Origin of the sequence: Streptomyces zhihengii, from assembly GCF_016919245.1 — a bacterium.
Taxonomy (GTDB): Bacteria; Actinomycetota; Actinomycetes; order Streptomycetales; family Streptomycetaceae; genus Streptomyces; species Streptomyces zhihengii.
Window position 1 is genome coordinate 477,222 of sequence record NZ_JAFEJA010000003.1, and the last position, 23,009, is coordinate 500,230.

Below are 23,009 nucleotides of genomic sequence, written 5' to 3' on the forward strand. Positions count from 1 at the left end.
GGCAGGCCGCACGGATGCGGACCGTGAGCGTTCACCTGGAACTACCCACAGGCATTGTCACCTTCCATTCCCCGTACGGCGACGTCTTCTTCCGCCCCACCACCGCAGACGCACCGGCCCGGTGCGCCTGACACCCACACCTTGATAGTGCAGCGACGCCCTCGTCCCCGGGCCACCCCGGGGACGGGGAAGCGCCCCAGTCCCCTCGCCTGTAAGGGACTATCCTTCCGGCACCGCATGACACGGACTTCGTGACCTCACCGTCGTGCGGCGCCCTGACAGCGCCCCGGGCGACCCGTACGACGTTCGCTGCCCGCCACCCGGAGGATCGGTCCCCGGGGACGCCGCCACGCGCATTGCACTGGCATCGGCCACTTCTCGCAGAACCCGCTGCGACTCCCGGCGGCGGTACGGTGCTGCGCGTGGCGGATGGTGTGATGATGCACGGGTGCCGCACCGCGTGCCCGGCAGCCGGATACGACAGGACACGGGAGCGTAGGGATGGGGGAGGGGAGCGGCGTGGATGGGGAGGTGCAACTGGTCCGTGTGGACGCGGATGTTCCGCGACTGGTCTGGGAGTTGCACACGCCCCTGGAGCGCGTCGGCTTCCTCGACGCTCTGGACCGCGGAGCGGTCTGGGTGACCCACATCGGAGTTGATCCACGCTACCGGGGCCGCGGCCACGCCACCCGTCTGCTGAGCGCACTGCTGACACACGCCGCGGGTCTGCCGGTCGGACTCGCAGCAGCACCGTTCCCCTCCTGGCGTCAGAGGGGCCTTCAGCACGATGCCCTGCGCGCCTGGTATGCACGCCACGGTTTCCACCCGGACCCCGTGCCCGGCGACCCTTACCGCATGCTTCGTCCGGCCGCAGCGCCCTGACGTCGCGTGTCACGCTCGTTGCGAACCAGGCCCAGGTCTGCGTCGAGTCGGAGGGTGTGGTCGCGGAACGCGACGGCTTGCGGGATGCCGGCGTGGAGGGGGTGGCGAAGGACTCGGAGGTCGCCGAGGAGGGGGTGGTCTGCCCAGGCTCCGGGCGGCGCCATGTTTGCGGCGTCTCCTCCGGTAAGCCAGTCTGCCCGGACGGGGAGGGTACGGCGCATGACCGCCCGTACAAGGGCGGTGGGCAGCTTCCCCTGCCCGTCTGCGACCTCGGGCAACGGGTGTGCACCCTCCGGGTCGAGCGTGATGCGGCCGTCTGGGTGGGCGTACATGCACAGCACACGCGCAGAGTCGGCGCCGAGACGGGTGGACAGTTCCCATTCGTCCTCCTCACCGGGCAAGTGGTGCAGGTTGCGAAGTTCCGCGACGACACTGGGCCGCGGCACGGCCCGCAGGCCAGCCATGCTGCGCTCGGCCGTCTCCTTGCCCTTGTGCGCGGTCCAGGCTTTCTCCTCGCGGCTGCCGGGTGTTTCCCATTGGAACTCTGCACTGTCGGCGTGCACCGCCTCGACGAGTTCCTGCACCTGCCCGGGGATGGCGATAGTGCCGCTCGTGAGGCTGCTCAACGTACGGGAGGTAGTGGAAAGGAGGTGCTCGGAATACACCTCTCCCCACTGGACGGGCACCCGCCCAGTGCCGGCGATGGGGTCGAGGACGACCAGACGCGGCGCGTCCGCCCAAGCGGGCCGGCCCCGGCCGTCCGGGTAGCCGTTGCGGGTCCAGTGCTGTTGATGCCGCCAGCAGCGGCCGGCCCGCTGCAGCAGCAGCGACATAGGGGCCAGGTCGCTGATCACGATATCGGCGTCGAGGTCGAGAGACTGCTCGACCACCTGGGTCGCTACGACAATCCGCCGCACCGGACGCGGTCCACTACGGCCGAGACCTGCAGTCACATCAAGGGTGCGAGCTTCGCGAACATCCGCGGGGAAGCGGGCATGCAGCAACTGCACAGTCCCGCCCTCGTGATGGGCGCGCCGATCGAACCGGTCGCGCAGCCGCAGGTACGTGGCCTGCGCGTCAGCCACGGTGTTGCACACCACCAGCGCGGTGCCGCCCTCACCGCTGCCCACCGGCTCCAGCAGCTGCTCGATGACATCCTGCCGCTGTCGGACCCTCACGCCTGCCTCCCGGGACACCGGTTCGACCTGGACAGCGAGCTCCATGCTCCGCGCGGACGCCTGCTCGTCCCGCCGCTGCTCGGAGATCGCAGTGGACCGGGCGCTGGCGCCGTCGACGTACAGCCACCCCGGATAGGGAACAGGGAAGGTCCGCCCGGACAGCGTCGGCTCTGCGCTCCTGGCACCCTTCCGGTTGCGCATCTTGTGCCCGCAACCCTGCAGATACTCCTTGACCAGCCGGTCGCTCACCCACCCGGGCAGCGTTGCCGACAACAACACAACCGGCACCCCGTACGCGCCGAGCCAAGTCAGCAGCCGCCCCAACAGCGTCTGCATGTACGGGTCGTAGGCATGAGCCTCATCGACGATGAACGTCTTGCCCGACAGGGCCAGCATGCGCAGCGCATTGTGCCGCACCGGCAGCACGGCCATCAGCGCCTGGTCGATCGTGCCGACCGCGAACTGCGCCAGCAGCGGCCGCTTCGCGCCTCGCAACCACCGCTGCGGCCGCATATCCGCCTCCACCCGACCACGACCTCGCACCAGCTCGTCACCGTCACACGTCAGCACCGGCTGCGCCTCCAGGCCCTCGTCGGCATAGGCGCTGTTCAACCACGCCATGCTGTGGACCAGAGTCAAGCCCCCGCCCCGACCGGCCTGACGCGACAGCGTCCCTGCGATCCGACTGTGCATCTGGTCGCTGGTCGCCATCGTCGGCAGCAAAAACGCGTACCCCTGAGTACCGAACACCTCGGACAGGACACGCTCCGCCTCCAGAGCCGTCTCGCTCTTCCCGTCCCCCGGCGCCGCCGTCACCACCAGGATTCCGCCCCGCAGCCCCTCACCGACCGCACCCCGCAGCTCGCCCATCACAGACCGCTGCAACGGATTCGGCTCACCAGCAATCCCGTAAGCCTCGCCGAACCCCTTGCGCCCCAGCCGCACCCGCGCCAGACCCGCACCCTCCAACAGCCCCGCAGCATCCTGCCGTGACCGCTCGAAGTGCCCCGCCAACGACGGCTCCAGCGCCCGCTGCCGCCCGCGCAGATAGTCCTCCTGGCTCACCAGCCAGTCCGCCAGAATCACCACCCCGCACACCAGCACTGCCGCCGCAGCGCTGAACACCTCCGGCACATGAGGCCGGCCCAGCGCCGCATGCACCACGCCGGCATGCGCAGCCCGCTGCCCCGCCCACACCTCGTCACCCAGGAAGGTCGAGAAACCATCCTCCACGCGGTGGAAGCGGCCGTGATGACCACCGATCACCTCCGCCATCCGCGTCGCCGCCCGCACCTCCCCACCCGCGACCAGACCCAGCGCCTTGAGCACCTCCTGCGTCACCTGCAGCCCCGCCACGTCATGCCCGAACCGCTCGCCGGTCAGGCGAACCCGATCCTTGGCCAGGCCCTGACTCAGGCCACTGGCGCCGTGTCGCGAACAGAACTGAAACCCTGACACCTTTCCGATGTCATGCAACCCTGCACACAGGCCCACCACAGCGCGCGCACGCTCGCTCTCACCCGCAAACCCCATACCCTCCGCGATCCGCAAGCGCTGATTCTCGGACAGAAACGCATCCCACAGATGCAACGCCATAGCCGAGGCGTCTAACAGATGCCGCACCAGAGGATAGGGAGCCAACCCCGGATCAAGCCCCCGGGACTTACCCCACACCGACTCGTCCGGCAAACCCCACGCCTCAGACACCACTACCTCCACCCAACAACGCCAGTCCTTCTCTGAGAACCGGCATTCAACCACTCCCCGCCGACAACGCCCCTGGCCTCAACCAGTCCCGCTACAGTGACCCCGTGCAACACCAACCCTCCTCTCAGCAGCAGGCAAAGAAAAAGCAAAGCCACTGCTAAGGCCCAGGTCAGGAAGCGTCCTCCCCGCTGGCGTGGGGGTGCTCCGGGTGCTGCTGATGGCGGCCGCGTCGCGGTGCAGTCCTCCCCGCTGGCGTGGGGGTGCTCCGATCAAGCAGGACGCTCTCCAGGCCGCGAGCAGGTCCTCCCCGCTGGCGTGGGGGTGCTCCGCTGGTACTGCTGATTGAGCACGTCCTCGGGGCGTCCTCCCCGCTGGCGTGGGGGTGCTCCGACGGCAGCGCCGAAGGAGCCGGAGCAGCAGCCGTCCTCCCCGCTGGCGTGGGGGTGCTCCGATCCGCTTCACGGCGTACCGGGCGTGCGGGGCGTCCTCCCCGCTGGCGTGGGGGTGCTCCGCTCACCGGCGGCTCGTCGACCACCTGGGGAACGTCCTCCCCGCTGGCGTGGGGGTGCTCCGCGACAACCGGGGGTTGTCGCTCCAACTCGCCAAGTCCTCCCCGCTGGCGTGGGGGTGCTCCGCAGGTGCTCGGGCCCATCACCGGATTGCAGCTGTCCTCCCCGCTGGCGTGGGGGTGCTCCGTAGGCGATGCTGACGCCGAACCAGCGCGCCAGGTCCTCCCCGCTGGCGTGGGGGTGCTCCGCTGGCCGGCGGGCGAGGCCACATGATCTCCCCGTCCTCCCCGCTGGCGTGGGGGTGCTCCGGGTGCTGCTGATGGCGGCCGCGTCGCGGTGCAGTCCTCCCCGCTGGCGTGGGGGTGCTCCGATCAAGCAGGACGCTCTCCAGGCCGCGAGCAGGTCCTCCCCGCTGGCGTGGGGGTGCTCCGCCCGCAGGGGGAACGCCTTGCAGGATCTGCGGGTCCTCCCCGCTGGCGTGGGGGTGCTCCGCGAACACCGGGCACGGCGGCCGCACCGCCACCGTCCTCCCCGCTGGCGTGGGGGTGCTCCGTCCCCGCGCGACTCTTCGTCGGTGGTGGCCGCGTCCTCCCCGCTGGCGTGGGGGTGCTCCGAACTGCGCCGCCGCGGCGTCCTGCACGGTGCGGTCCTCCCCGCTGGCGTGGGGGTGCTCCGACGGGCACCTACGGCGGTCTCGGGCAGACCGAGTCCTCCGCGCTGGCGTGGGGGTGCTCCGCGACGGGGTGCGGCCGATGGCCTTCCCAGAACGTCCTCCCCGCTGGCGTGGGGGTGCTCCGGCGCCGAAGGACGATAAGAAGCGCATGCTTGGGTCCTCCCCGCTGGCGTGGGGGTGCTCCGAACGGCGACCTCACCGGACACCGGCTGGGCAAGTCCTCCCCGCCGGCGTGGGGGTGCTCCGACTCCCGCCGCGAACGGTTCGCCGCCGCGATCGTCTTCCCCGCTGGCGTGGGGGTGCTCCGCGGACGGGCTGCGGGCGCGGGTCGTCGAGCTGGTCCTCCCCGCTTGAGTGGGGGGTGCTCCGCTCGGGCATGAAAACCCCCCGGAATAGTCGGGTCCTTCCCGCTGGCGTGGGGGTGCTCCTCGTGGCGTCGCGCGGAGATGCGTACGCCATGGCCGCTGTGGTGTCGCGTCCTGGCAGTCGGGAAGTGTGTGGGCCAGGGGCGAGGTCTGGGAGTGGGATCCCGCGGACCCTGATGCTGGATTGACCCTGCATACACAGAGATCATTTACCGGACATGTGGCTCCTTGTGCCACGCGTCATCCTGCCCGATCCCGACCTGCTGCGCCCCCGCCGTCGGATCGCCCGGCAGATCCTTGGCCGCGCGCGAGGAGGCCCGGTTGACGCAGCAGGCGGTCGCCGAGCGGACCGGTCGTCGTACCAGGACATCGAGTACGGCAACGTGGCGCCGATGCTCGACTCGTTGCTGCGGATCGCGGACGCGATCGGCGTCCCACTTTCTGAACTGGTGAGGGAGTGAAGGCCGGGTGACTACGGCCGACTGCTGGCGAACTCGGCTGCAGTCAGCATCCGCTGAGGGGTCGCTCCGCCGGTGGCATCGCAGGTGACGATGACGTGGCCCCCTATGAGCACAGCCATCGTTTGGGTACCGCGGCACTCCCGGCACGGCGTCCGGTCGTACTCCCGGCCGATCCGCAAGTAAGCGACTTGGACCTGCACCGCGGTCCTCATCCTGTGCCGCCTGCCCACGTGCTCAAGGTGCCGAGTGTCCTCGGCTGTCCACTCTCCGCGTACGCCGGGGCTGGCCACTGCCGCACAGATCAGGTGTGCGAGGACCGGCCAGCAAAGCGACCCCCGCCTCCGGCGCATGGCCGGGACGGGGGCAACGCCATGGGTACTGCCTGCGGGTCGGGTCGAGCCCAAGCGCCGACGGTGGCCCGGTCGGGCTCGGGTCCGGGGCCGGCGCGCTGCTGCAGCGGCAGACCAGGGAGTCGGGGGCCAGCGGTGACGTCTGGAGGGTGTACCCGTCCGGATAGGTCTGCCCGTCGCGGCCAGCGGTGCCGTTCCGCCCGTCTGCACCCGCGGGTCCGGCCGGGACTGCGGCAACGTCCGCCCCGGCCGGGCCAGGTGAGTTGACGGCGTCGGCCCCGGCGAACCCAGGGCTATCAGTAGGTCCTCCTCGCTGGCGTGGGGGTGCTCCGGGCGACGGACGAGTCCCGCGGTAGGCGCCGGTGTCCTCCCCGCTGGCGTGGGGGTCCGTGCCGCCCCTGCCCTTCAGCCCCCCAGGATCGTTGCGCAGGGGGTGGGGAGTGCTCGGCTTGTTTGGCGCGCCGTGGCGGGCCCTTAGCAGGGGTGGCGGTGAGGGCCGTGAATTTTGTCAGGTCGGTGCGGATTGTCGGTGCTGGGTGTTTGAATGCGGTCACGCTGCAGTAACTGGCTGTAGGCGGCTGTGTCGTGTCTGTATGTCAGGCGCGGCGGGGGAGAGGGGTGTCTGTGGGCGGGGGCTTTGATCTGCGGCTTGAGCCGTGGATCCCGGTGCGGTTAGGGACCGGGGAGACGGTGCGGCTGGGGTTACGTGCACTGTTCACGCGAGCGCATGAGATCGAGGACCTTCAGGTGCCGGTGCCGCCGGCCGCATCTGGTCTGATGAGGATCCTCGCGTCGCTTACGGGGCGGATGGCAGCGGACGGCGACGAGTTTCTGGATGACGCGGGCATCGGCGAGAACATCGACGAGTGGCACGACTTGCGGGACAGGATCCTGAAGGCGGGCCGGTTCGACCCGGAAGCGGTGAACGCCTATTTCGCCCGGGAGGATCTGGAGGGCCGATTCGACCTCTTCCATCCCGAACGGCCGTTCCTGCAGGACCCGCGGCTGCGCACCGAGTGTGTGGACGCGAAGGGTGCACCGAATGCGTCCGGTGTGAACAAGCTGGTGATGGGTCGGCCGACAGGTATCAACGGCGCTGTTCTGTTCGGGCACTTCACGGACACCGCTCCGGTACCGGTGCCGGCGGCAGAGGCTGCGTGGCATCTGATCGCACAGCTGTATTACGGCCCGTCGGGTCAGTGCACGCCCCGCAGGATCACCGGCGAGCGGACGGGCAGCACGGATGCGGCCCCGTTGCGCAAGTCGGTCTCCTACTTTCCCTGGGGCCCTGACCTGTTTACCACGCTCGTACTGGCGGTGCCGAGCCCGCAGACGGAAGCCGACTGGGAGACAGACGATGCCTGCCCGTGGGAAGCCGAAACCCTGATAGATCCGTTGGGGCCGGTGCCGGCGGTGACGTGGCCCGGCGGGATGCTGACCGGACGGTCCCGGCACGCAGCACTGCTCGTTCCCTCCCCGGACGGCCGCACCGTGTGCGACGCCTATCTGACGTGGGCGACCCACGAGAAGCCTCAGCAGGTCCGCGACCCCTACCAGGTTCTTGACCCGCGCCGCGACGGCGAGTTCCAGCCGAGGGAGGCGGACGGGGCGCGGGCGCTGTGGCGAGACCTCGACTCGCTGCTGCTGAAGGACAGCCGTGACAGCAGTCGGCGTCCGCCCGCTCTGGAGCATCTGCCGCGGTGGCTCCTGCCCCAGCTGCGGGTGCGTGCCTACGGCTTCGACCAGGACGGACAGCAAAAGGACAGCGTCTGGTACCAGGCGACGACTCCGCCCGTGCTGCGATGGCAGGAAGAGAACGACACCGCCATGGCGCACCACATCAAGCGCTGCCACGCCCTGGCCGAACAGACCGGCGACCGGCTCGACTACGCCGCGCGGATCGCGTGGAAGGTCGCCACCGACGCGAATACGGACCTGTCGCCGACAGCGAAGGTCAAAATCGATGCGCGCAAGCCCGGGCCCTGGGCGGCCGCCGCGATGACCCGGTACTGGCCGGCAGCGGAGACCGCGTTCTGGCAGCTCACCAGGACCGGCCAGGCCACCGAACAGGTCGCCCGCCCGTTCGTGGACGCCGCTCTGGCCGCACTCGACGACGCTCTGGGCCAGGTCAACCGGGCGGACATCCGCGTCGCCCGCGCCCGCCAGCGCGCCCGCGGCCTGCTGCTGGCGCTGTTGCGCCCGGCGCCGGCCAACGCCTGACCCTGCCGCTGACAGCCGTGCCAGTGCGCAGGCACGGCGCGGCATCACATCCACACCCTCGTCCAAGGGACGCCTCATGACCACTTCTGTGCCGGCGGCATCGGTGCCGCCGCCATCTGATCCGCCGACCACAGCTCCGCCGCGCTCTGAGACGCGCTGTTCGGACCGGTTCGTCGCCCACGTGCACCATCTGTGCCAGTCGAACGAGGCCCGCGCCGCGCTGCGCCGGGGTCTGGGACTGCCGGTGGAGCGGTGCAACACCATGCACCGCTACCTGGTGCCCTGGCTGCGTGACCACGACGACCCGTACCACGCCGATGTCCGCCGGGCGTACTACGCGGTCGCGTCGCTGATTGCCGCGCGTCCCCGTGCGGCCCGGGACACGGTACCGGCCCATGCCGGGATCTCCTGGTTTCAGCGGCCGAGCCTCGGAGCCAGCCTCGGCCGGGGTGTTGCGGCTGGCGTGATGAAGGGCAACTCCGCCGAGAGCAGCCTGCACCTGATGACCCGGCAGAGCACTGATGCGATCCACCCGTCCTTGCCCGCCCTGATCCGGCAGCTCCAGGGCGGCGGGATCACGGTCGACTGGGCCGTCCTGCTGGAGCACCTTGCCTGGTTCAACCGCAAGCGTGACCGCATCGCCACCCGCTGGCTCGAGGACTACTTCCGCACCTCCACCCGCACCACCGATTACGGCACCGGCATCCCCGCCGGTGCCGACCCTGCCCATGCCAACCTTGCCGAGGAGAACGACCGATGACTGTCTACCTGGACCTGAGCGCCCTGCAGTCGGTGCCCGCCGCGAATCTGAACCGTGACGACCTCGGCTCTCCGAAGCAGGTCCGCTACGGCAACGCCTCCCGGATCCGGGTCTCCAGCCAGTCCTGGAAGCGGGCGATCCGCCATGGCGTCGAGCAGGACCTCGGGGAGAAGGCCGCCCGCACCCGCCAGGTCCCGGTGAAGGTGCGCCAGGCCCTCCAGAAGGCGGGCTGGCCCGAGGAACTGGCCGCCTTCGCGGGCGCGCAGGTCGCCGCCAGCGCCGGGAGGAAGGGTATCGGCACCGAAGCTGCCGGCCACACCTCGGTCCTGCTGTTCCTCCCGGAGGCAGCGATCGACGAACTCGCCGCCGTCTGCACCGAGCACCGCCCCGCCCTCGAAGCCGCCGTGGGCAAGAAGAAGCCCGGCCAGGTCCTGCCCACCCAGGCCATCGAAGCGATCCTCAAGCGGCGCACCGCCTCCATCAGCCTGCTGGGCCGCATGCTCGCCGAACTCCCGGACGCCAACGTCGACGGCGCCGCCCAGGTCGCCCACGCCTTCACTACCCACGCCGCCGAACCGCAGCGCGACTACTTCACCGCAGTCGACGACTGGCTCGGCGAAGCCGACACCGGCAGCGGCCACCTCGACACCGCCGAGTTCAGCGCCGGCGTCTTCTACCGCTACGCGACCGTCAACGTCGCCGATCTGCTGAAGAACCTCGAAGGCGACACCAAGGCCGCCCGCACCGTCCTCGGGTCCTTCGCCGAACACTTCCTCCTGTCCCTCCCGCAGGCCAAGAAGAACAGCACCGCCCCGCACACCGTCCCCGACCTCGCCTACCTCGCCGTGCGCGAACACCGCCCCCTCTCTCTGGCCGCCGCTTTCGAAACCCCCGTCACCGCCGACCAGCAGGGCGGCTTCTCCCACCCCTCCCGCACCGCCCTCGACTCCTACGCCGTCAACCTCAACCGCCTCACCGGCCAGCGCAACCGCCGCTTCCACGGCCACACCGTGATCGACCCCGAAGCCAAGCACGCCGGACTCGGCATCGCGCACGACTCCTTCGACCAGCTCATCGACGCCGCCATCACCACCGCCCTGCCCACCGCGGAGAACGAGCAGTGAGCGGCTTCCTGCTGCGCCTGGCCGGACCCCTGCAGTCCTGGGGAGAACGCTCCGCGTTCGCCCCCGTCCGCGACACCGCCCCCTTCCCGACCCGCTCCGCCCTCATCGGCATGTTCGCCGCCGCCGAAGGCATCGGCCGCCACGACGGCGGCCTCGACCGCTACCAGGACCTCCACCTCACCGTCCGCGTCGACCGCCCCGGCGTCCGGCTCATCGACTACCACACCGCCGGCGGCGGCTTCCCCAAAGAACGCACCCCCGCCACCAGCGCCGGCAGCAACAAGGGCGCAGCCGTCATCACCCGCCGCCACTACCTGTCCGACGCCGTGTTCGTCGTCGCCGTCACCACACCCGACCCAATCCTCGAACCCCTCACCACCGCCCTATGCCGCCCCCACTGGGCCCCCTACCTCGGCCGCCGCTCCTGCGTACCCGACGAGCCATTCCTCCTGCGCCGCCACGTCGACAACCCCGAAGAAGAACTCCGCACCCGCGTGCCCCTCAGCCGCCCCGCACCACGGGACCAGCACGGCCGCACAAAAGAACACGCCACAATTCAAGTCGAGTTCCTCCGAGAACAGCAGACTTCGACCCACCCGGCACCCCACCGCGACCATGCGAGAGAGCCCCTCACCACCAACACACCCGGCAGCACCGGCCCCGGCAGCCCAGGAGGCGCCCACAACATCGCCGACATCATCCAAGTCAACGACGTCCCCATCAGCTTCGCCCCACACCAGCGCGCCCACACCTCACGCCACATCCACCGCACCCTCGAACCGCTGCCCAGCCACCTCGCCGGCCCCCAACACACCCTCATACAGCGCCTGATCGACTACGCCCACCTCGAGGACAGCGCATGAACGACCACCCGGTACTCGCACGCATCCACCTCAACCCCCACAGCCGCGACGTACAACGAGACCTCCAAGACGCCACCCAGATGCACCGCACCGTCATGCGGATGGTCCCCGACCACCTCGGCGACTCCCCCCGCCTCCAAGCCGGCCTGCTCTACCGCCTCGACGAAACCGACACCGCCAGCACCCTCCTCGTCCAAGCCACCCAACTCAACCCACAGCGCCTGCCCACCGGCTACGGCACCGCAGACCTCAAAAGCCTCGGCCCGATGTTCACCGCACTCCGCACAGGACTCGCCGTCCGCTACCGCATCGTCGTCAACCCCGCCAAACGCGAACGGCTCCCTACCCAGCACAAAGGCCAACGCGGACGCATCGTGCCCCTGACCGGCCCCGACGCCGACCAATGGTGGCACCGCCGCTCCACCGAAGCAGGCATCACCCTCCACACCCTCACCCCCACCAGCACCGAACCCGTCCGCCCCCGCACCCCCAGCACATCCCGCATGCGGCACAGCCTCCTGCGCTACGACGGCACCGCCACCGTCACCGACCCCGACGCACTACGCAACGCCATCCTGCACGGCATCGGCCGCGCCAAGCCCTACGGCGCCGGCCTCCTCAGCCTCGCCCCGGCCACCACCGCATGAGCGCACCACGACGGGGCGGCGACGCCCGCCGACGACTCGCCGCCCCGACCCTCGCCATGCTCCCCCGCATCGCCGACTCCCTGTCCTTCCTCTACCTGGACATGGTCCGCGTCGTCCAAGACGACACCGGCGTCTGCGCCCAAATCCAAGTCGACGACAGCCGCACCGACACCGTCTACCTCCCCACCGCCGCCCTCTCCTGCCTCCTCCTCGGCCCAGGCGTCTCCATCACCACCCCCGCCCTGACCACCCTCGCCCGCCACGGCACCAGCGTCGTATGCACCGGCTCCGGCGGCGTCCGCGCCTACGCCGGCATCCTCCCCGACTCCCTCACCACCCACTGGCTCGAACAGCAAGTCTCCTCCTGGAGCGACCCCGACCGCCGCCTCGACATCGCCATCCGCATGTACCAAATGCGGTTCAAAGACGCCGACCTGCCCACCACCGTCACCCTCGACCAACTGCGCGGCATGGAAGGCCAGCGCATGAAAGCCCTCTACAAAATCCTCGCCGACCAACACGGCATCGGCCGCTTCCGCCGCAACTACCGCCCCGACCAATGGCACACACAAGACCCCGTCAACCTCGCCCTATCCGCCGCCAACACCTGCCTCTACGGCATCATCCACGCCGCCCTGCTCGCCCTCGGCCTCTCCCCAGCCCTCGGCTTCGTCCACGCCGGCACCCAGCACGCCTTCGTCTACGACATCGCCGACCTCTACAAAGCCGAGACCACGCTGCCCCTCGCCTTCGCCCTCCACGACTCCACCAACCCCGAACAAGAAGCCCGCCGCCGCTTCCGCGACAACCTGCGACTCCTACGCCTACTACCGCGCATCGTCCGCGACACCCAAACCCTCCTCACCACCACTCCACCCGACACCCTCCAGAACGACGACACCGACGAAGACCCAGCAGAGCGCCGCGACGTCCACATGGTCCACCTCTGGGACCCCAAAACCGGCGCCCTACCCGCCGGCGTCAACTACGCCGCAGGAAACGACTGATGCCCTCCATGGTGGTCATCGCCACCACCGCCGTCCCCGACCACCTACGCGGCGCCCTCAGCCGCTGGACCAGCGAAGTCGTCCCCGGCATCTTCGTCGGCAGCATCTCAGCCCGCGTCCGCGACGAACTGTGGCGCGCCGTCACCGACACCGTCGGCAACGGCGCCGCCGTCCTCGTCCACCCCGCCGCCACCGAACAGGGCTACACCATCCGCACCGCCGGCACCCGACGCCGACTACCCGTCGACTTCGACGGACTCACCCTCATACGCATGACCGCCGCAGCCAAGGCAAAGGAAACGCAAAGCCCTTCTTAAGGTGCAGGTCAGGAAGTGTCCTCCCCGCCGACGCGGGGGTGTGCCGATCACGGGAGCCGTTCGTGAACAGCATGTCAGGTCCTCCCCGCCGACGCGGGGGTGTGCCGATGGCGCCCAGCAGGTTGAGGTCATCGAACGCGTCCTCCCCGCCGACGCGGGGGTGTGCCATCCGGTCCCGGCACCTCGCCCCGCACTCCGCAGTCCTCCCCGCCGACGCGGGGGTGTGCCGCCCTCTCCCTGAGTTTCCGGGAGGGGGCTTCAGTCCTCCCCGCCGACGCGGGGGTGTGCCGCGTCAGATCCAGTACCGCACCGGCCACGATGCGTCCTCCCCGCCGACGCGGGGGTGTGCCGTCGGTCGCGGGTCTCGCCACGATCGCAACGCGGTCCTCCCCGCCGACGCAGGGGTGTGCCGGGGGTCGCCCTCGCGCGGGGCCGGCACGGCGGGTCCTCCCCGCCGACGCGGGGGTGTGCCGTCCGTCATCACCCGGACCATGGCGTCTCAGATGTCCTCCCCGCCGACGCGGGGGTGTGCCCTGCGGCCCGAGGCCGATCAGGGGCGCGGACTCGTCCTCCCCGCCGACGCGGGGGTGTGCCGGCGTACGCGGCCATGATGCCGCCGCACTCCTGGTCCTCCCCGCCGACGCGGGGGTGTGCCGCTGTTGGAGGAGATGTGCGAGCACGGGTACTGGTCCTCCCCGCCGACGCGGGGGTGTGCCGCATTCCGACGCCCCGGCCCTCCAATCCGACATGTCCTCCCCGCCGACGCGGGGGTGTGCCGGTGGACGCGTCGTCCTGGGCGCGCAGGTCGATGTCCTCCCCGCCGACGCGGGGGTGTGCCGCGGGCGCTGGCCGCGCTGGGGGCGTGGATGTCGTCCTCCCCGCCGACGCGGGGGTGTGCCGTCGGAGACCTGGGGCTGCCGACCGACGGCACCGTCCTCCCCGCCGACGCGGGGGTGTGCCGACGCCGCCGAACCTCCGCCGGGCCCTGCACCAGTCCTCCCCGCCGACGCGGGGGTGTGCCGGTCCACTGGGAGGGAACTCCCGTCCCTGCCAGGTCCTCCCCGCCGACGCGGGGGTGTGCCGGTAGTGCGCCCGCTCCACCCCGGAGTGCTCCCGTCCTCCCCGCCGACGCGGGGGTGTGCCTTCCCCGAGGGGAGCCGGACCGCCGTTGCGGGTGTCCTCCCCGCCGACGCGGGGGTGTGCCGCTGGTGGACTCCCTGACGAAGGGCACGACCAGGTCCTCCCCGCCGACGCGGGGGTGTGCCGCCCCCGCCGACTTCAGGCGGGGGCTCTGTCTGGTCCTCCCCGCCGACGCGGGGGTGTGCCGATCGCTGCCACGTACAGCAGGGCGATCATCCAGTCCTCCCCGCCGACGCGGGGGTGTGCCGCACACCGTGCGCTCCCGGCACCCGCTGTACGTGTCCTCCCCGCCGACGCGGGGGTGTGCCGCTGGAGCTCGAGCTCGTCGGCCTGGCGGCGCGGTCCTCCCCGCCGACGCGGGGGTGTGCCGCCCCACACGGTTGGTGTGGGGCTTCTGTGTCTGTCCTCCCCGCCGACGCGGGGGTGTGCCGCCGAGCCCGGCGCCGGCGGTCGACCGGTCGGCGTCCTCCCCGCCGACGCGGGGGTGTGCCGCGCGTGGTGCAGACCATCAAGGCGCTGCCGAAGTCCTCCCCGCCGACGCGGGGGTGTGCCGCCCGCATACGACGCGATCAGCCGCGCGACCGGGTCCTCCCCGCCGACGCGGGGGTGTGCCGGCGGCGGGCGGCCAAGCGGGCGGCAGGCATCAGTCCTCCCCGCCGACGCGGGGGTGTGCCGTGTGGGCGCGGTCATGTCCGCAAGGATCACCGGTCCTCCCCGCCGACGCGGGGGTGTGCCGCCATCGGCGGCGACGACGAGGCACTGCGGGCCGTCCTCCCCGCCGACGCGGGGGTGTGCCGACCAGCATCACCGCCGGCCTCGCCGCGGTCGCGTCCTCCCCGCCGACGCGGGGGTGTGCCGCCGGCTGGACGGTCCCAACTGCCGTTGGTGTGGTCCTCCCCGCCGACGCGGGGGTGTGCCGCTCATCCGCAAAGAGAATGCGCGGCTCTTCGGGTCCTCCCCGCCGACGCGGGGGTGTGCCGCGGGCGTACGGCTTGTGGCTGCCGGGGCACGGGTCCTCCCCGCCGACGCGGGGGTGTGCCGGTGCGGGTCACGATCGCCGAGGTCGCGCAGGAGTCCTCCCCGCCGACGCGGGGGTGTGCCGGCAGCCGCCGCCGCCGGGGTCGGCCGGTCGTCCTCCCCGCCGACGCGGGGGTGTGCCGCGCTCAGGGCCGCCGTGAAGGGCCTGGGAGTCGTCCTCCCCGCCGACGCGGGGGTGTGCCGCAGGAGGAGTACCGTAAAGCACTCGCGAAGCTGTCCTCCCCGCCGACGCGGGGGTGTGCCCCTTCCACGACCGCCCGGCCGGCCCCTGGACGGGTCCTCCCCGCCGACGCGGGGGTGTGCCGCCGGCGGCACCCCGCCCGGCCGCCGCTGCGACGTCCTCCCCGCCGACGCGGAGGTGTGCCGATCCGGACTGAGGGTCACCAGCGCGGCAGTAAGTCCTCCCCGCCGACGCGGGGGTGTGCCGAACTGTGGACGCAAAGACCGCCGGCGCGGCCCGTCCTCCCCGCCGACGCGGGGGTGTGCCGGCACGGCCCCATGACGGTATGGGCGGTAATCGGTCCTCCCCGCCGACGCGGGGGTGTGCCGACCGGGAAATCCTCGTGTGGGTGGATGAGGCCGTCCTCCCCGCCGACGCGGGGGTGTGCCGCGGGCCCTCGATGTCGGACGCGGGCAGGCTGGGTCCTCCCCGCCGACGCGGGGGTGTGCCGGCGTCCTGGCAGACCGTATGGAGCGCCCCGCAGTCCTCCCCGCCGACGCGGGGGTGTGCCGCTGGGCCAGGTCGAAATCTGGGAGTACGACGGCGTCCTCCCCGCCGACGCGGGGGTGTGCCGACTCCGCTCATCCCTGCGCAGCGACGGACTGTGTCCTCCCCGCCGACGCGGGGGTGTGCCGAACTCGGCCGGCCTCACCGACTCGGCGGGCACGTCCTCCCCGCCGACGCGGGGGTGTGCCGTGGGGGTGACCGTGCCGACAGGTGCAAGATCAGTCCTCCCCGCCGACGCGGGGGTGTGCCGCGGGCCCTCGATGTCGGACGCGGGCAGGCTGGGTCCTCCCCGCCGACGCGGGGGTGTGCCGTCGTGGGCGTGGCGCGGGGGCTGGACGTTGATGTCCTCCCCGCCGACGCGGGGGTGTGCCGCAGTCGGCAGGCTTCCGTCCACGGCCCGTTCTGTCCTCCCCGCCGACGCGGGGGTGTGCCGGAGAACGCCGCATGAACCGCACCTGCCACATCGTCCTCCCCGCCGACGCGGAGGTGTGTCGGTGCGCACGCAGGTCCGCGAGGGCAGGTACCAGTCGTCCCGCCGACGCGGGGGTGTGGCGCCACATTCGGCGGCCCAGGAAACCGGCGAACGGTCGTCCCCGCCAAGGCGGGGGTGTGCCGGCGATTCCGGTCATCAACTCCTACCGGAACTCGTCGTCCCCGCTGTCGCGGGGTGTGCCGCCCTGATCCCGTACGGCTCCGCGCTGCTCCTCATCGTCCCCGCCGACAACGCCCTTGGCCTCAACCGGTCCCGCTACAGTGACCCCGTGCACCACCAACCCTCCCCTCAGCAGCAGGCAAAGAGGGAGCAAAGCCACTGCTAAGCCCCAGGTCAGGAAGTGTCCTCCCCGCTGGGGTGGGGGTGTTCCGTCGCTGTCTGCCCTGCTGATCCAGGGGAGCAAGTCCTCCCCGCTGGGGTGGGGGTGTTCCGCATGTCAGACACCCGGACCGGTGGGGCAATCCGTCCTCCCCGCTGGGGTGGGGGTGTTCCGTGCCGACGCGGACCGTGCCCTGGCCGACGCCCGTCCTCCCCGCTGGGGTGGGGGTGTTCCGCCCCGGCCCGGTGGGCGAGGTGTTCGGATACGGTCCTCCCCGCTGGGGTGGGGGTGTTCCGTCACCCGGGCGGAACTCGCGGGCCGCCACGTCGTCCTCCCCGCTGGGGTGGGGGTGTTCCGACACTCCTGATAGCTACGGCTTCACCGGCAAGGTCCTCCCCGCTGGGGTGGGGGTGTTCCGAGCTCAGCCAGCGAATGGTCGGCGGCGACGATGTCCTCCCCGCTGGGGTGGGGGTGTTCCGATTTCCAGCAGCTGGACTTCAGCAACGTGCAGGTCCTCCCCGCTGGGGTGGGGGTGTTCCGCGTGGCCTGCCGTTCGGCAGGCCACGCCCCGTGTCCTCCCCGCTGGGGTGGGGGTGTTCCGGTCAACGACGCGAACATCTACCACCTGCACGAGTCCTCCCCGCTGGGGTGGGGGTGTTCCAAGCACTACCAGTCCCGCCACGGTGTGGCCGTCGTCCTCCCCGCTGGGGTGGGGGTGTTCCGTTGTCCCCGTCGGGGTTGCTCGAACGGTAACTGTCCTCCCCGCTGGCGTGGGGGTGTTCCGCGGCGCTTCGCCTCGTCGGCGGTGGCGGCCGGGTCCTCCCCGCTGGCGTGGGGGTGTTCCGGTCTCAACAGGCCCCGCAAGCACAGAGAAGGGGTCCTCCCCGCTGGCGTGGGGGTGTTCCGACCAACCCTGACAGGCCACGGCCCCCGTCACCGTCCTCCCCGCTGGCGTGGGGGTGTTCCGCACGGGGCCGCGCCCCGGCGGTGTGGTGTGGCGTCCTCCCCGCTGGCGTGGGGGTGTTCCGACGTGCACCAGGCCGAGGATGGCCCCGCCGACGTCCTCCCCGCTGGCGTGGGGGTGTTCCGCCGAAGTTGCCGGAGGTGTTGGCGCCGGTGACGTCCTCCCCGCTGGCGTGGGGGTGTTCCGGCGGACCGGACGTCGCGCATGGTGTCGGTCCAGTCCTCCCCGCTGGCGTGGGGGTGTTCCGCCCATCGCTCCAGGGCCTGCGTCCTCGAGGCGGTCCTCCCCGCTGGCGTGGGGGTGTTCCGAACAAGGCCACCTGCGCCTGGCAGGCCAACCGGTCCTCCCCGCTGGCGTGGGGGTGTTCCGCGAGCTGCAGCCGCCGTAGCCGCCTCCACGGCGTCCTCCCCGCTGGCGTGGGGGTGTTCCGCGGATCATCCCGGCGCACCGCCGGGTCTACGGGTCCTCCCCGCTGGCGTGGGGGTGTTCCGCCGATGCCGGCGAGGATGAGGGCGCAGGCGACGTTCTCCCCGCTGGCGTGGGGGTGTTCCTCTATGGCGACGGTGAGGGCCCCGACTGCTTCGGTCCTCCCCGCTGGCGTGGGGGTGTTCCGACGACGTTCGTGGGCGAGACCTGGGAGGAAATGTCCTCCCCGCTGGCGTGGGGGTGTTCCGCCCCCGCTCAGCCTGGAGGTGCGCGTGACGCTGTCCTCCCCGCTGGCGTGGGGGTGTTCCGTGTACGGGAACGGGACAAGCGCGAGACGTCGCGTCCTCCCCGCCGACGCGGGGGTGTGCCGGCCACCAGCGGCGCGCAGCCGGCGGGATTCCGGGCGGGTTCGGCGGTCTGGATGCGGGCGGTGCACACGGCGCTGATCAGGTAGGAGGCGACGTCGCCGAGCAGCGCTCGGGCGGGGCCGAGCAGCGCGGTCAGCGCGGCGCCGAGGTGGCTTCCGGCGGTCGCGGAAATCGCGAAAAGGGCGCCCACGCGGCTGTTGCCCCGCTGGATCAACGACCGCTCCACGAGGCTGGGCAACAGGCTGATGGCTGCCGCGTCGTGGAGGACACCGGCCGCTCCCTGCACCGCGGCGACGATCATGAGCTGGGTCAGGGTCAGGGCGCCCAGCGCGGCTGCCACCGGCACGGTGGCGAGGGCGGTCGCGCTGACCAGATCGCCGGTGATCATCTGCCAGCGCTTGGAGTGCCTTCTCTGCACTAAGTCAAGCGAGTCGATCCTTGTTGTCAGCCTGACTGGGGCCGGACGGTCGGGATGCCGAGTGGGACGGTCGACCGTTGTGCGAGTCGAGCCGCATCGGCTTGCTTGGTGCGGACAAAGGTCAAGGTCATGTCGATGCCTTCGATCTCGCCGAGCCATTGTTCCTCCTGTGCGCGCTTGCGGCGGAGGACCAGGTCCTCCTCGATCTCGGCCAGCCTCGGCAGCATCTTGGGGTTGACCTGCAGCATTGGGCATCGGATGCATGCGTGCTCGTGCTGGCAGGGGGATCCGTAGGGGCGAGCGCAGTTACCGAGTTCGACCTTGCGTTTGTCGAAGTGCTCTTCGAACTCGTCCCACTCCTCGCGGTTGACGTCGACGTACTCGTCCTCGGGACGCAGGGTTCGGCGGTGGTTGAGGAACTCCTGGTAGTGCTTGACGATGTCCTCGGCGAAGACCGCGACGTAGCCCTGAGTGGTCTGGAGATTCAGATGTCCGAGTAGGGCTGCGCCGATGTGGATCGGCAGGCCGCCGTTGACGATGTCGGTGGCGAAGAGCCTGCGGAAGTCGTGCGGTGTGAACTTGGTGCCGGCGAAGGCGGGGTTCGTTTCGGCGATCTCTTCGCAGCTGCGGCGGATCATGAGCTGAACTGTTGTCGGCGATACGACATCGTGGCGGGTTCCCAGTTGCCGTTGGAAGAGGAACGGCATGGGTTCTGACCAGGTCTTCTCGTGTCCGTCGTAGCGGCTCAAGAGGGGAATCGAGTGGCCTCTGCGGGTGTGGCGGCGGACGATCTGCGCGACGGCGTGGAAGAGCTCGGCGGACATCGGGATGACACGCTCGCGCTCGGTCTTCGAGGGGGCCACGACCAGGAGGGCGATGACCTCACCACCGGGCCGCTCGTATTGGCGAATGCTGAGGTGGGTGAGCTCAACCAGTTCCTCGACGCGGATACCGCTGTGACGCAGGATCTCAACGGCGACCCACTCCCAGAACGCGGAGTCCTCGGCCATCGACACGTGGATCAGCTCGCCGGTCTCGTGGTCGGTAACCCTCACGGCCGGCTCGGCCAAGACCTTCGCCCGGCGGCGATCCTCGCGGGAGTTGGTGCGGCTGTAGCGGCGGCCCTTGTGCTCGAACTGTTCACCCAGTGGAATCGGCCGGGCAGCTTCCAACAGGCCGGCCAGGTGCTCGTAGCGCTCCTCGACGTGCCGGACGAGAACCGGCAAAAGGGGCTGGCGAACGCGGGTGCGGTCGGCCATCCGCCGGGTGACCTCACGGCGCCGCTTGCCGAAGCCCTTCACGTCCCGGGGCAGAATCGGGCAGGGCGTCACCCACTGGGCCCACCGTTCCGGTTCACCGATGGCCCAGCTGTGGAGATCGAGGTAGAGGCCGCGGACGGCCAGCAGGACGGATTCCGCGTCCTTGCGGAGGCGGGTGCGGTCGGTTTTGCCGTCCCTCCGCCAGTACTGGATTTCAGCCCGCCACTGGTCATAGAGCTCCTGGCTGAGGTTCAGGTCGCGCTGATCGGGGTTGAGCTCTTCGATGACGGCCCAGAACAGGCTGGCCAGCTGGCGGGCCAATGCCTGAAGGGTGACGTAGTCCGTGTCCGCTCGGCGGCGAGCCAGGTAGTCGATCAGGAGCTGCCGGATCTCGACGTTCTTGATGCCGTAGGCGTCGACAAGTTCCTCGACGCTTCGCTGACCGGCGTAGGTGAAGGCCCGCAGGGTCGGGCTCGTCTCAGGCGGAAAGTGCCCCATCCTGTGCAGGATCTCCCAGGTGCCCAGGGCCGCGAACCGAGTCGTGTCCCCGTTGGCTCCATGGGTGAGCCCCAGGCGCTTGCTCTCGATCGAGTAGTGCAGCAGAGCCGAGGGAGTCAGATGCTCCATGGTGATGCCCTGCGTGGTGAGAGCGCAGGTCAGGTCGAATTTCGCGCGCTGCCGGTGCACTGCGGTCAGGTGGTGCTGAGCATCGACTACTGCGAAGAACTCGTCCAGGCGAGGGTCCTTCTGGACCTGCCGGAACGGATCGGCGTAGTCACTGAACTTGTTCGCCCGGAACCCGGGCAGCGAGGGCTGGATGATCCTCGCCACGAACGCCAACTTCAGCGCGGAGAGGAGGTCGCTTCGCTCCCAGGGTGCATCCTCGCGACCCAGGACTCTGACTGACAGGGCGTTCTCGCCGTTGAAAGCGCTCGCCTCCCATCGCTCTTGCCAGGTGTTCCCGGGCAGCGTCGCCAAGTGGCCGAAGAGAATGCGGATCGCCGCTCGGCGCTTCCCTGCCCCGGACCTCGACTCCTTCGGCCAGACCATCCCGGTCAGGTCGCACAAGTCCGCGATGCCGACCGTCGACAGGTCCCCAAGCGGCGCCGGGGGCCTCTCCGGCCGGGGTGCCGGCGCTGCTTTGGCCGAAGCCCTCGAGAACCTCGTCGGTGCCTTGACCCGCGGGGCCTCGGCGTAGTTCTGGCGCCGATTACGGACAGTGGAGACCTCGACCGTCGAGTGATCAGCCACCGAACACCGCCTTGATGTCCTCGGCGTCGTAGCCAGCGGAGAACGTGCGCTGGACCCGGGGGCGGCTGTAGTGGGCCTGCAGAGCGTCGAAGAGATCCTCCACTCGGGCATTGAGGTAGCGGCCGGTGGTCGCAAGATCGGTGTGTCGCAAGATCGCTCGGACCTGGGCGAGGGTGAGGTTCGGGTCGTTCGCCATTCGGTTCGCGGCGGTGTGCCGCAGGTCGTGCAGGGTCCAGTTCGTGCCGAGTTTCTCGTTCACCCGCTGGAAGACCCGCCGCATCGCCGAGTAGGTCAGCGGCCGGTCCGGCCCCCGCATCGTCCGCAGGACCGGCTCGTGAGCCGGCGGAAGCCCGATCGTGTCGAGGTAGGCGGCCAGGATCGTCAGGGCTTGAGGGCTCGCGGGAACGGGCTCGCGATCGTCGGTGCCCTTGGTCACCACGTAGATCATCTGCTTGGCCCAGTCGATGTCACCGGGGGTGACGCCGAGAAGTTCGCCGGCCCGGGAGCCGCTGGAGACGTAGAGCAGGATGGCCGCCCGGTCCCGGTCGCAGGTCATCGCCTCGAAGAGCTCGTCCCACATCGCGTCGGGAATGGACCGGGGGTCGGTCTGCCGAACACGCTGGCGCAAGCGGGCCCGCCGGAATTGCGGGACCGTGCCGTCCGGAGCCCTGTGTGCGAGGGCTCGGCGCTGGGCGGCTGCCTCCGGCACCGGGTTGATCAGCGGACCTCGGTTGTAGTGCCGGTGGTAGGCGTAGAAGCTGCAGATCACGGTCAGGCAGTGGTTGATCGTTGAGGGCGCGTACCCCGCCTTGAGATAGGGCTTGCCGGTGCGGGGATTCACCGAGCCGGGTCGTGGGGCGTCTGGCTTCCGCCGGCGTCGTTGGGGGTTCGGAGCCAGCCGGAGCCAGCCCACCAGCGCGGAGGCTTCCGCCTCGGTTGCCCTGTCCCAGGGGACGTCTAGGAACCACAGCAGCCGAAACCAGCGCTGGAGGTCGTACGCGTAGCTCCTGACGGTCAGCGGCCGGTTGTCGTCCAGGGTCAGACCCCGCAGGTACGGGACGACGGGAGCGACCGGGGTCCCGTCAGGCCCGAGAACGGCGTACCGCGGTATCGACTCCAGCTCGACGACCGAGCCGACACGGGGCACATCGGCCTGGCCCTCGATTAGCTGGCGGTGCAGATCTTGCAAGACACACTTCCTCGAAGACGTAGATCATCTCGCTTCATGATCAGAGACTTGGTGCAGTTAACACACCGGTCGGCGAGCGCGCCGGCGTGCAGGGCGAGAAGCGGGGGCGGGAGCTGGCCGAGGACCGCCAGCCAGGCGACCTGGGCTGTCGTGGCGTCCAGGTGGAGAACGGCCAGTACCGGCAGCGCCATCTGCGTGAGCGAGCTGCCGGCCACGCTCGCGGCCTGGCCGGTCAGGTACCGGCGGAAGTCCCGGTGCCGCCACAGCGAGGCCCCGGCCACGGACGGATCCTCAGCGCAGGGCGGCACGGAGTACCTCCCTCGGCACCGCCAGGCGCTCCCGCTCCACGTACGT

Annotated in this window: 14 protein-coding genes and 4 CRISPR repeat arrays; of the genes, 9 read left to right on the plus strand and 5 right to left on the minus strand. The window is 70.7% G+C overall.

Features of this window, described 5'->3' with window-relative positions; genetic code table 11:
• Positions 1 to 501 precede the first annotated feature (501 nt).
• Complete coding sequence (locus JE024_RS42525; protein ID WP_372449921.1) at positions 502 to 882, plus strand: GNAT family N-acetyltransferase; 381 nt, start codon at positions 502 to 504, stop codon at positions 880 to 882.
• Here the strand turns inward: JE024_RS42525 and cas3 are convergent.
• Positions 849 to 3,779, minus strand: coding sequence for a CRISPR-associated helicase Cas3' (cas3, locus tag JE024_RS39870; protein ID WP_372449922.1), 2,931 nt, complete (start codon positions 3,777 to 3,779; stop codon positions 849 to 851). The two genes, JE024_RS42525 and cas3, sit on opposite strands and share 34 nt — an antisense overlap.
• 166 nt (positions 3,780 to 3,945) lie before the next feature.
• Positions 3,946 to 5,256: direct repeats of the CRISPR family, unit length 29 nt; unit sequence GTCCTCCCCGCTGGCGTGGGGGTGCTCCG.
• 276 nt (positions 5,257 to 5,532) lie between these two features.
• Here cas3 and JE024_RS39875 point away from each other — a divergent pair.
• The 8 genes from JE024_RS39875 to cas2e all read left to right on the plus strand — a co-directional run bounded on the left by JE024_RS39875 (position 5,533) and on the right by cas2e (position 13,063).
• Positions 5,533 to 5,775: a helix-turn-helix domain-containing protein gene (locus JE024_RS39875; RefSeq protein WP_205378836.1), complete on the plus strand. Its 243-nt coding sequence runs from the start codon at positions 5,533 to 5,535 to the stop codon at positions 5,773 to 5,775.
• Between the two features lie 974 nt (positions 5,776 to 6,749).
• The gene (gene casA, locus JE024_RS39880; RefSeq protein WP_244883748.1) at positions 6,750 to 8,345 is read left to right on the plus strand and encodes a type I-E CRISPR-associated protein Cse1/CasA; all 1,596 of its coding nucleotides are present in this window, start codon (positions 6,750 to 6,752) and stop codon (positions 8,343 to 8,345) included.
• A gap of 181 nt (positions 8,346 to 8,526) precedes the next feature.
• Positions 8,527 to 9,105: a type I-E CRISPR-associated protein Cse2/CasB gene (gene casB / locus JE024_RS39885; RefSeq protein WP_244883750.1), complete on the plus strand. Its 579-nt coding sequence runs from the start codon at positions 8,527 to 8,529 to the stop codon at positions 9,103 to 9,105.
• Entirely contained in the window at positions 9,102 to 10,229 is a 1,128-nt protein-coding gene (cas7e, locus tag JE024_RS39890; protein ID WP_205378838.1) for a type I-E CRISPR-associated protein Cas7/Cse4/CasC, read from the plus strand. The genes casB and cas7e overlap by 4 nt, the downstream gene beginning before the upstream one ends.
• Positions 10,226 to 11,092, plus strand: coding sequence for a type I-E CRISPR-associated protein Cas5/CasD (cas5e, locus tag JE024_RS39895; protein WP_205378839.1), 867 nt, complete (start codon positions 10,226 to 10,228; stop codon positions 11,090 to 11,092). Before cas7e ends, cas5e begins: the two co-directional genes overlap by 4 nt.
• Positions 11,089 to 11,739 (plus strand): type I-E CRISPR-associated protein Cas6/Cse3/CasE, encoded by a 651-nt coding sequence (gene cas6e / locus JE024_RS39900; RefSeq protein WP_205378840.1) that lies wholly within the window; start codon positions 11,089 to 11,091, stop codon positions 11,737 to 11,739. Before cas5e ends, cas6e begins: the two co-directional genes overlap by 4 nt.
• Before the next feature lie 56 nt (positions 11,740 to 11,795).
• Positions 11,796 to 12,746, plus strand: a complete 951-nt coding sequence (gene cas1e, locus JE024_RS39905) for a type I-E CRISPR-associated endonuclease Cas1e (RefSeq protein WP_205378970.1) — start codon at positions 11,796 to 11,798, stop codon at positions 12,744 to 12,746.
• The gene (cas2e, locus tag JE024_RS39910; RefSeq protein ID WP_205378841.1) at positions 12,746 to 13,063 is read left to right on the plus strand and encodes a type I-E CRISPR-associated endoribonuclease Cas2e; all 318 of its coding nucleotides are present in this window, start codon (positions 12,746 to 12,748) and stop codon (positions 13,061 to 13,063) included. The genes cas1e and cas2e overlap by 1 nt, the downstream gene beginning before the upstream one ends.
• Before the next feature lie 17 nt (positions 13,064 to 13,080).
• A CRISPR array of direct repeats spans positions 13,081 to 16,463; the repeat unit is 29 nt; unit sequence GTCCTCCCCGCCGACGCGGGGGTGTGCCG.
• Positions 16,464 to 16,803: 340 nt separating this feature from the next.
• Positions 16,804 to 17,382: direct repeats of the CRISPR family, unit length 29 nt.
• Between the two features lie 92 nt (positions 17,383 to 17,474).
• A CRISPR array of direct repeats spans positions 17,475 to 18,236; the repeat unit is 29 nt.
• Between the two features lie 189 nt (positions 18,237 to 18,425).
• Here cas2e and JE024_RS42650 read toward each other — a convergent pair.
• From JE024_RS42650 to JE024_RS39925, 4 genes are read right to left on the minus strand one after another with little or no spacing between them, the layout of a single operon-like run.
• On the minus strand, positions 18,426 to 18,956 hold the full coding sequence (locus tag JE024_RS42650; RefSeq protein WP_443742877.1) for an MFS transporter: 531 nt from the start codon (positions 18,954 to 18,956) through the stop codon (positions 18,426 to 18,428).
• Positions 18,957 to 18,982: 26 nt separating this feature from the next.
• The gene (locus tag JE024_RS41805) at positions 18,983 to 21,466 is read right to left on the minus strand and encodes a tyrosine-type recombinase/integrase (RefSeq protein WP_244882747.1); all 2,484 of its coding nucleotides are present in this window, start codon (positions 21,464 to 21,466) and stop codon (positions 18,983 to 18,985) included.
• On the minus strand, positions 21,459 to 22,655 hold the full coding sequence (locus JE024_RS39920; RefSeq protein ID WP_205373278.1) for a tyrosine-type recombinase/integrase: 1,197 nt from the start codon (positions 22,653 to 22,655) through the stop codon (positions 21,459 to 21,461). The genes JE024_RS41805 and JE024_RS39920 overlap by 8 nt, the downstream gene beginning before the upstream one ends.
• Positions 22,631 to 22,936: a hypothetical protein gene (locus JE024_RS39925; protein ID WP_244883752.1), complete on the minus strand. Its 306-nt coding sequence runs from the start codon at positions 22,934 to 22,936 to the stop codon at positions 22,631 to 22,633. Before JE024_RS39925 ends, JE024_RS39920 begins: the two co-directional genes overlap by 25 nt.
• Between the last annotated feature and the right edge of the window lie 73 nt (positions 22,937 to 23,009).

What these genes read in the sequence shown, in the direction of transcription:
- JE024_RS42525 (WP_372449921.1), top strand. Translation starts at nt 502, where the DNA reads ATGGGGGAGGGGAGCGGCGTGGATGGGGAGGTGCAACTGGTCCGTGTG.
- JE024_RS39875 (WP_205378836.1), top strand. Translation starts at nt 5,533, where the DNA reads ATGTGGCTCCTTGTGCCACGCGTCATCCTGCCCGATCCCGACCTGCTG.
- cas7e (WP_205378838.1), top strand. Translation starts at nt 9,102, where the DNA reads ATGACTGTCTACCTGGACCTGAGCGCCCTGCAGTCGGTGCCCGCCGCG.
- cas6e (WP_205378840.1), top strand. Translation starts at nt 11,089, where the DNA reads ATGAACGACCACCCGGTACTCGCACGCATCCACCTCAACCCCCACAGC.
- cas1e (WP_205378970.1), top strand. Translation starts at nt 11,796, where the DNA reads ATGCTCCCCCGCATCGCCGACTCCCTGTCCTTCCTCTACCTGGACATG.
- cas2e (WP_205378841.1), top strand. Translation starts at nt 12,746, where the DNA reads ATGCCCTCCATGGTGGTCATCGCCACCACCGCCGTCCCCGACCACCTA.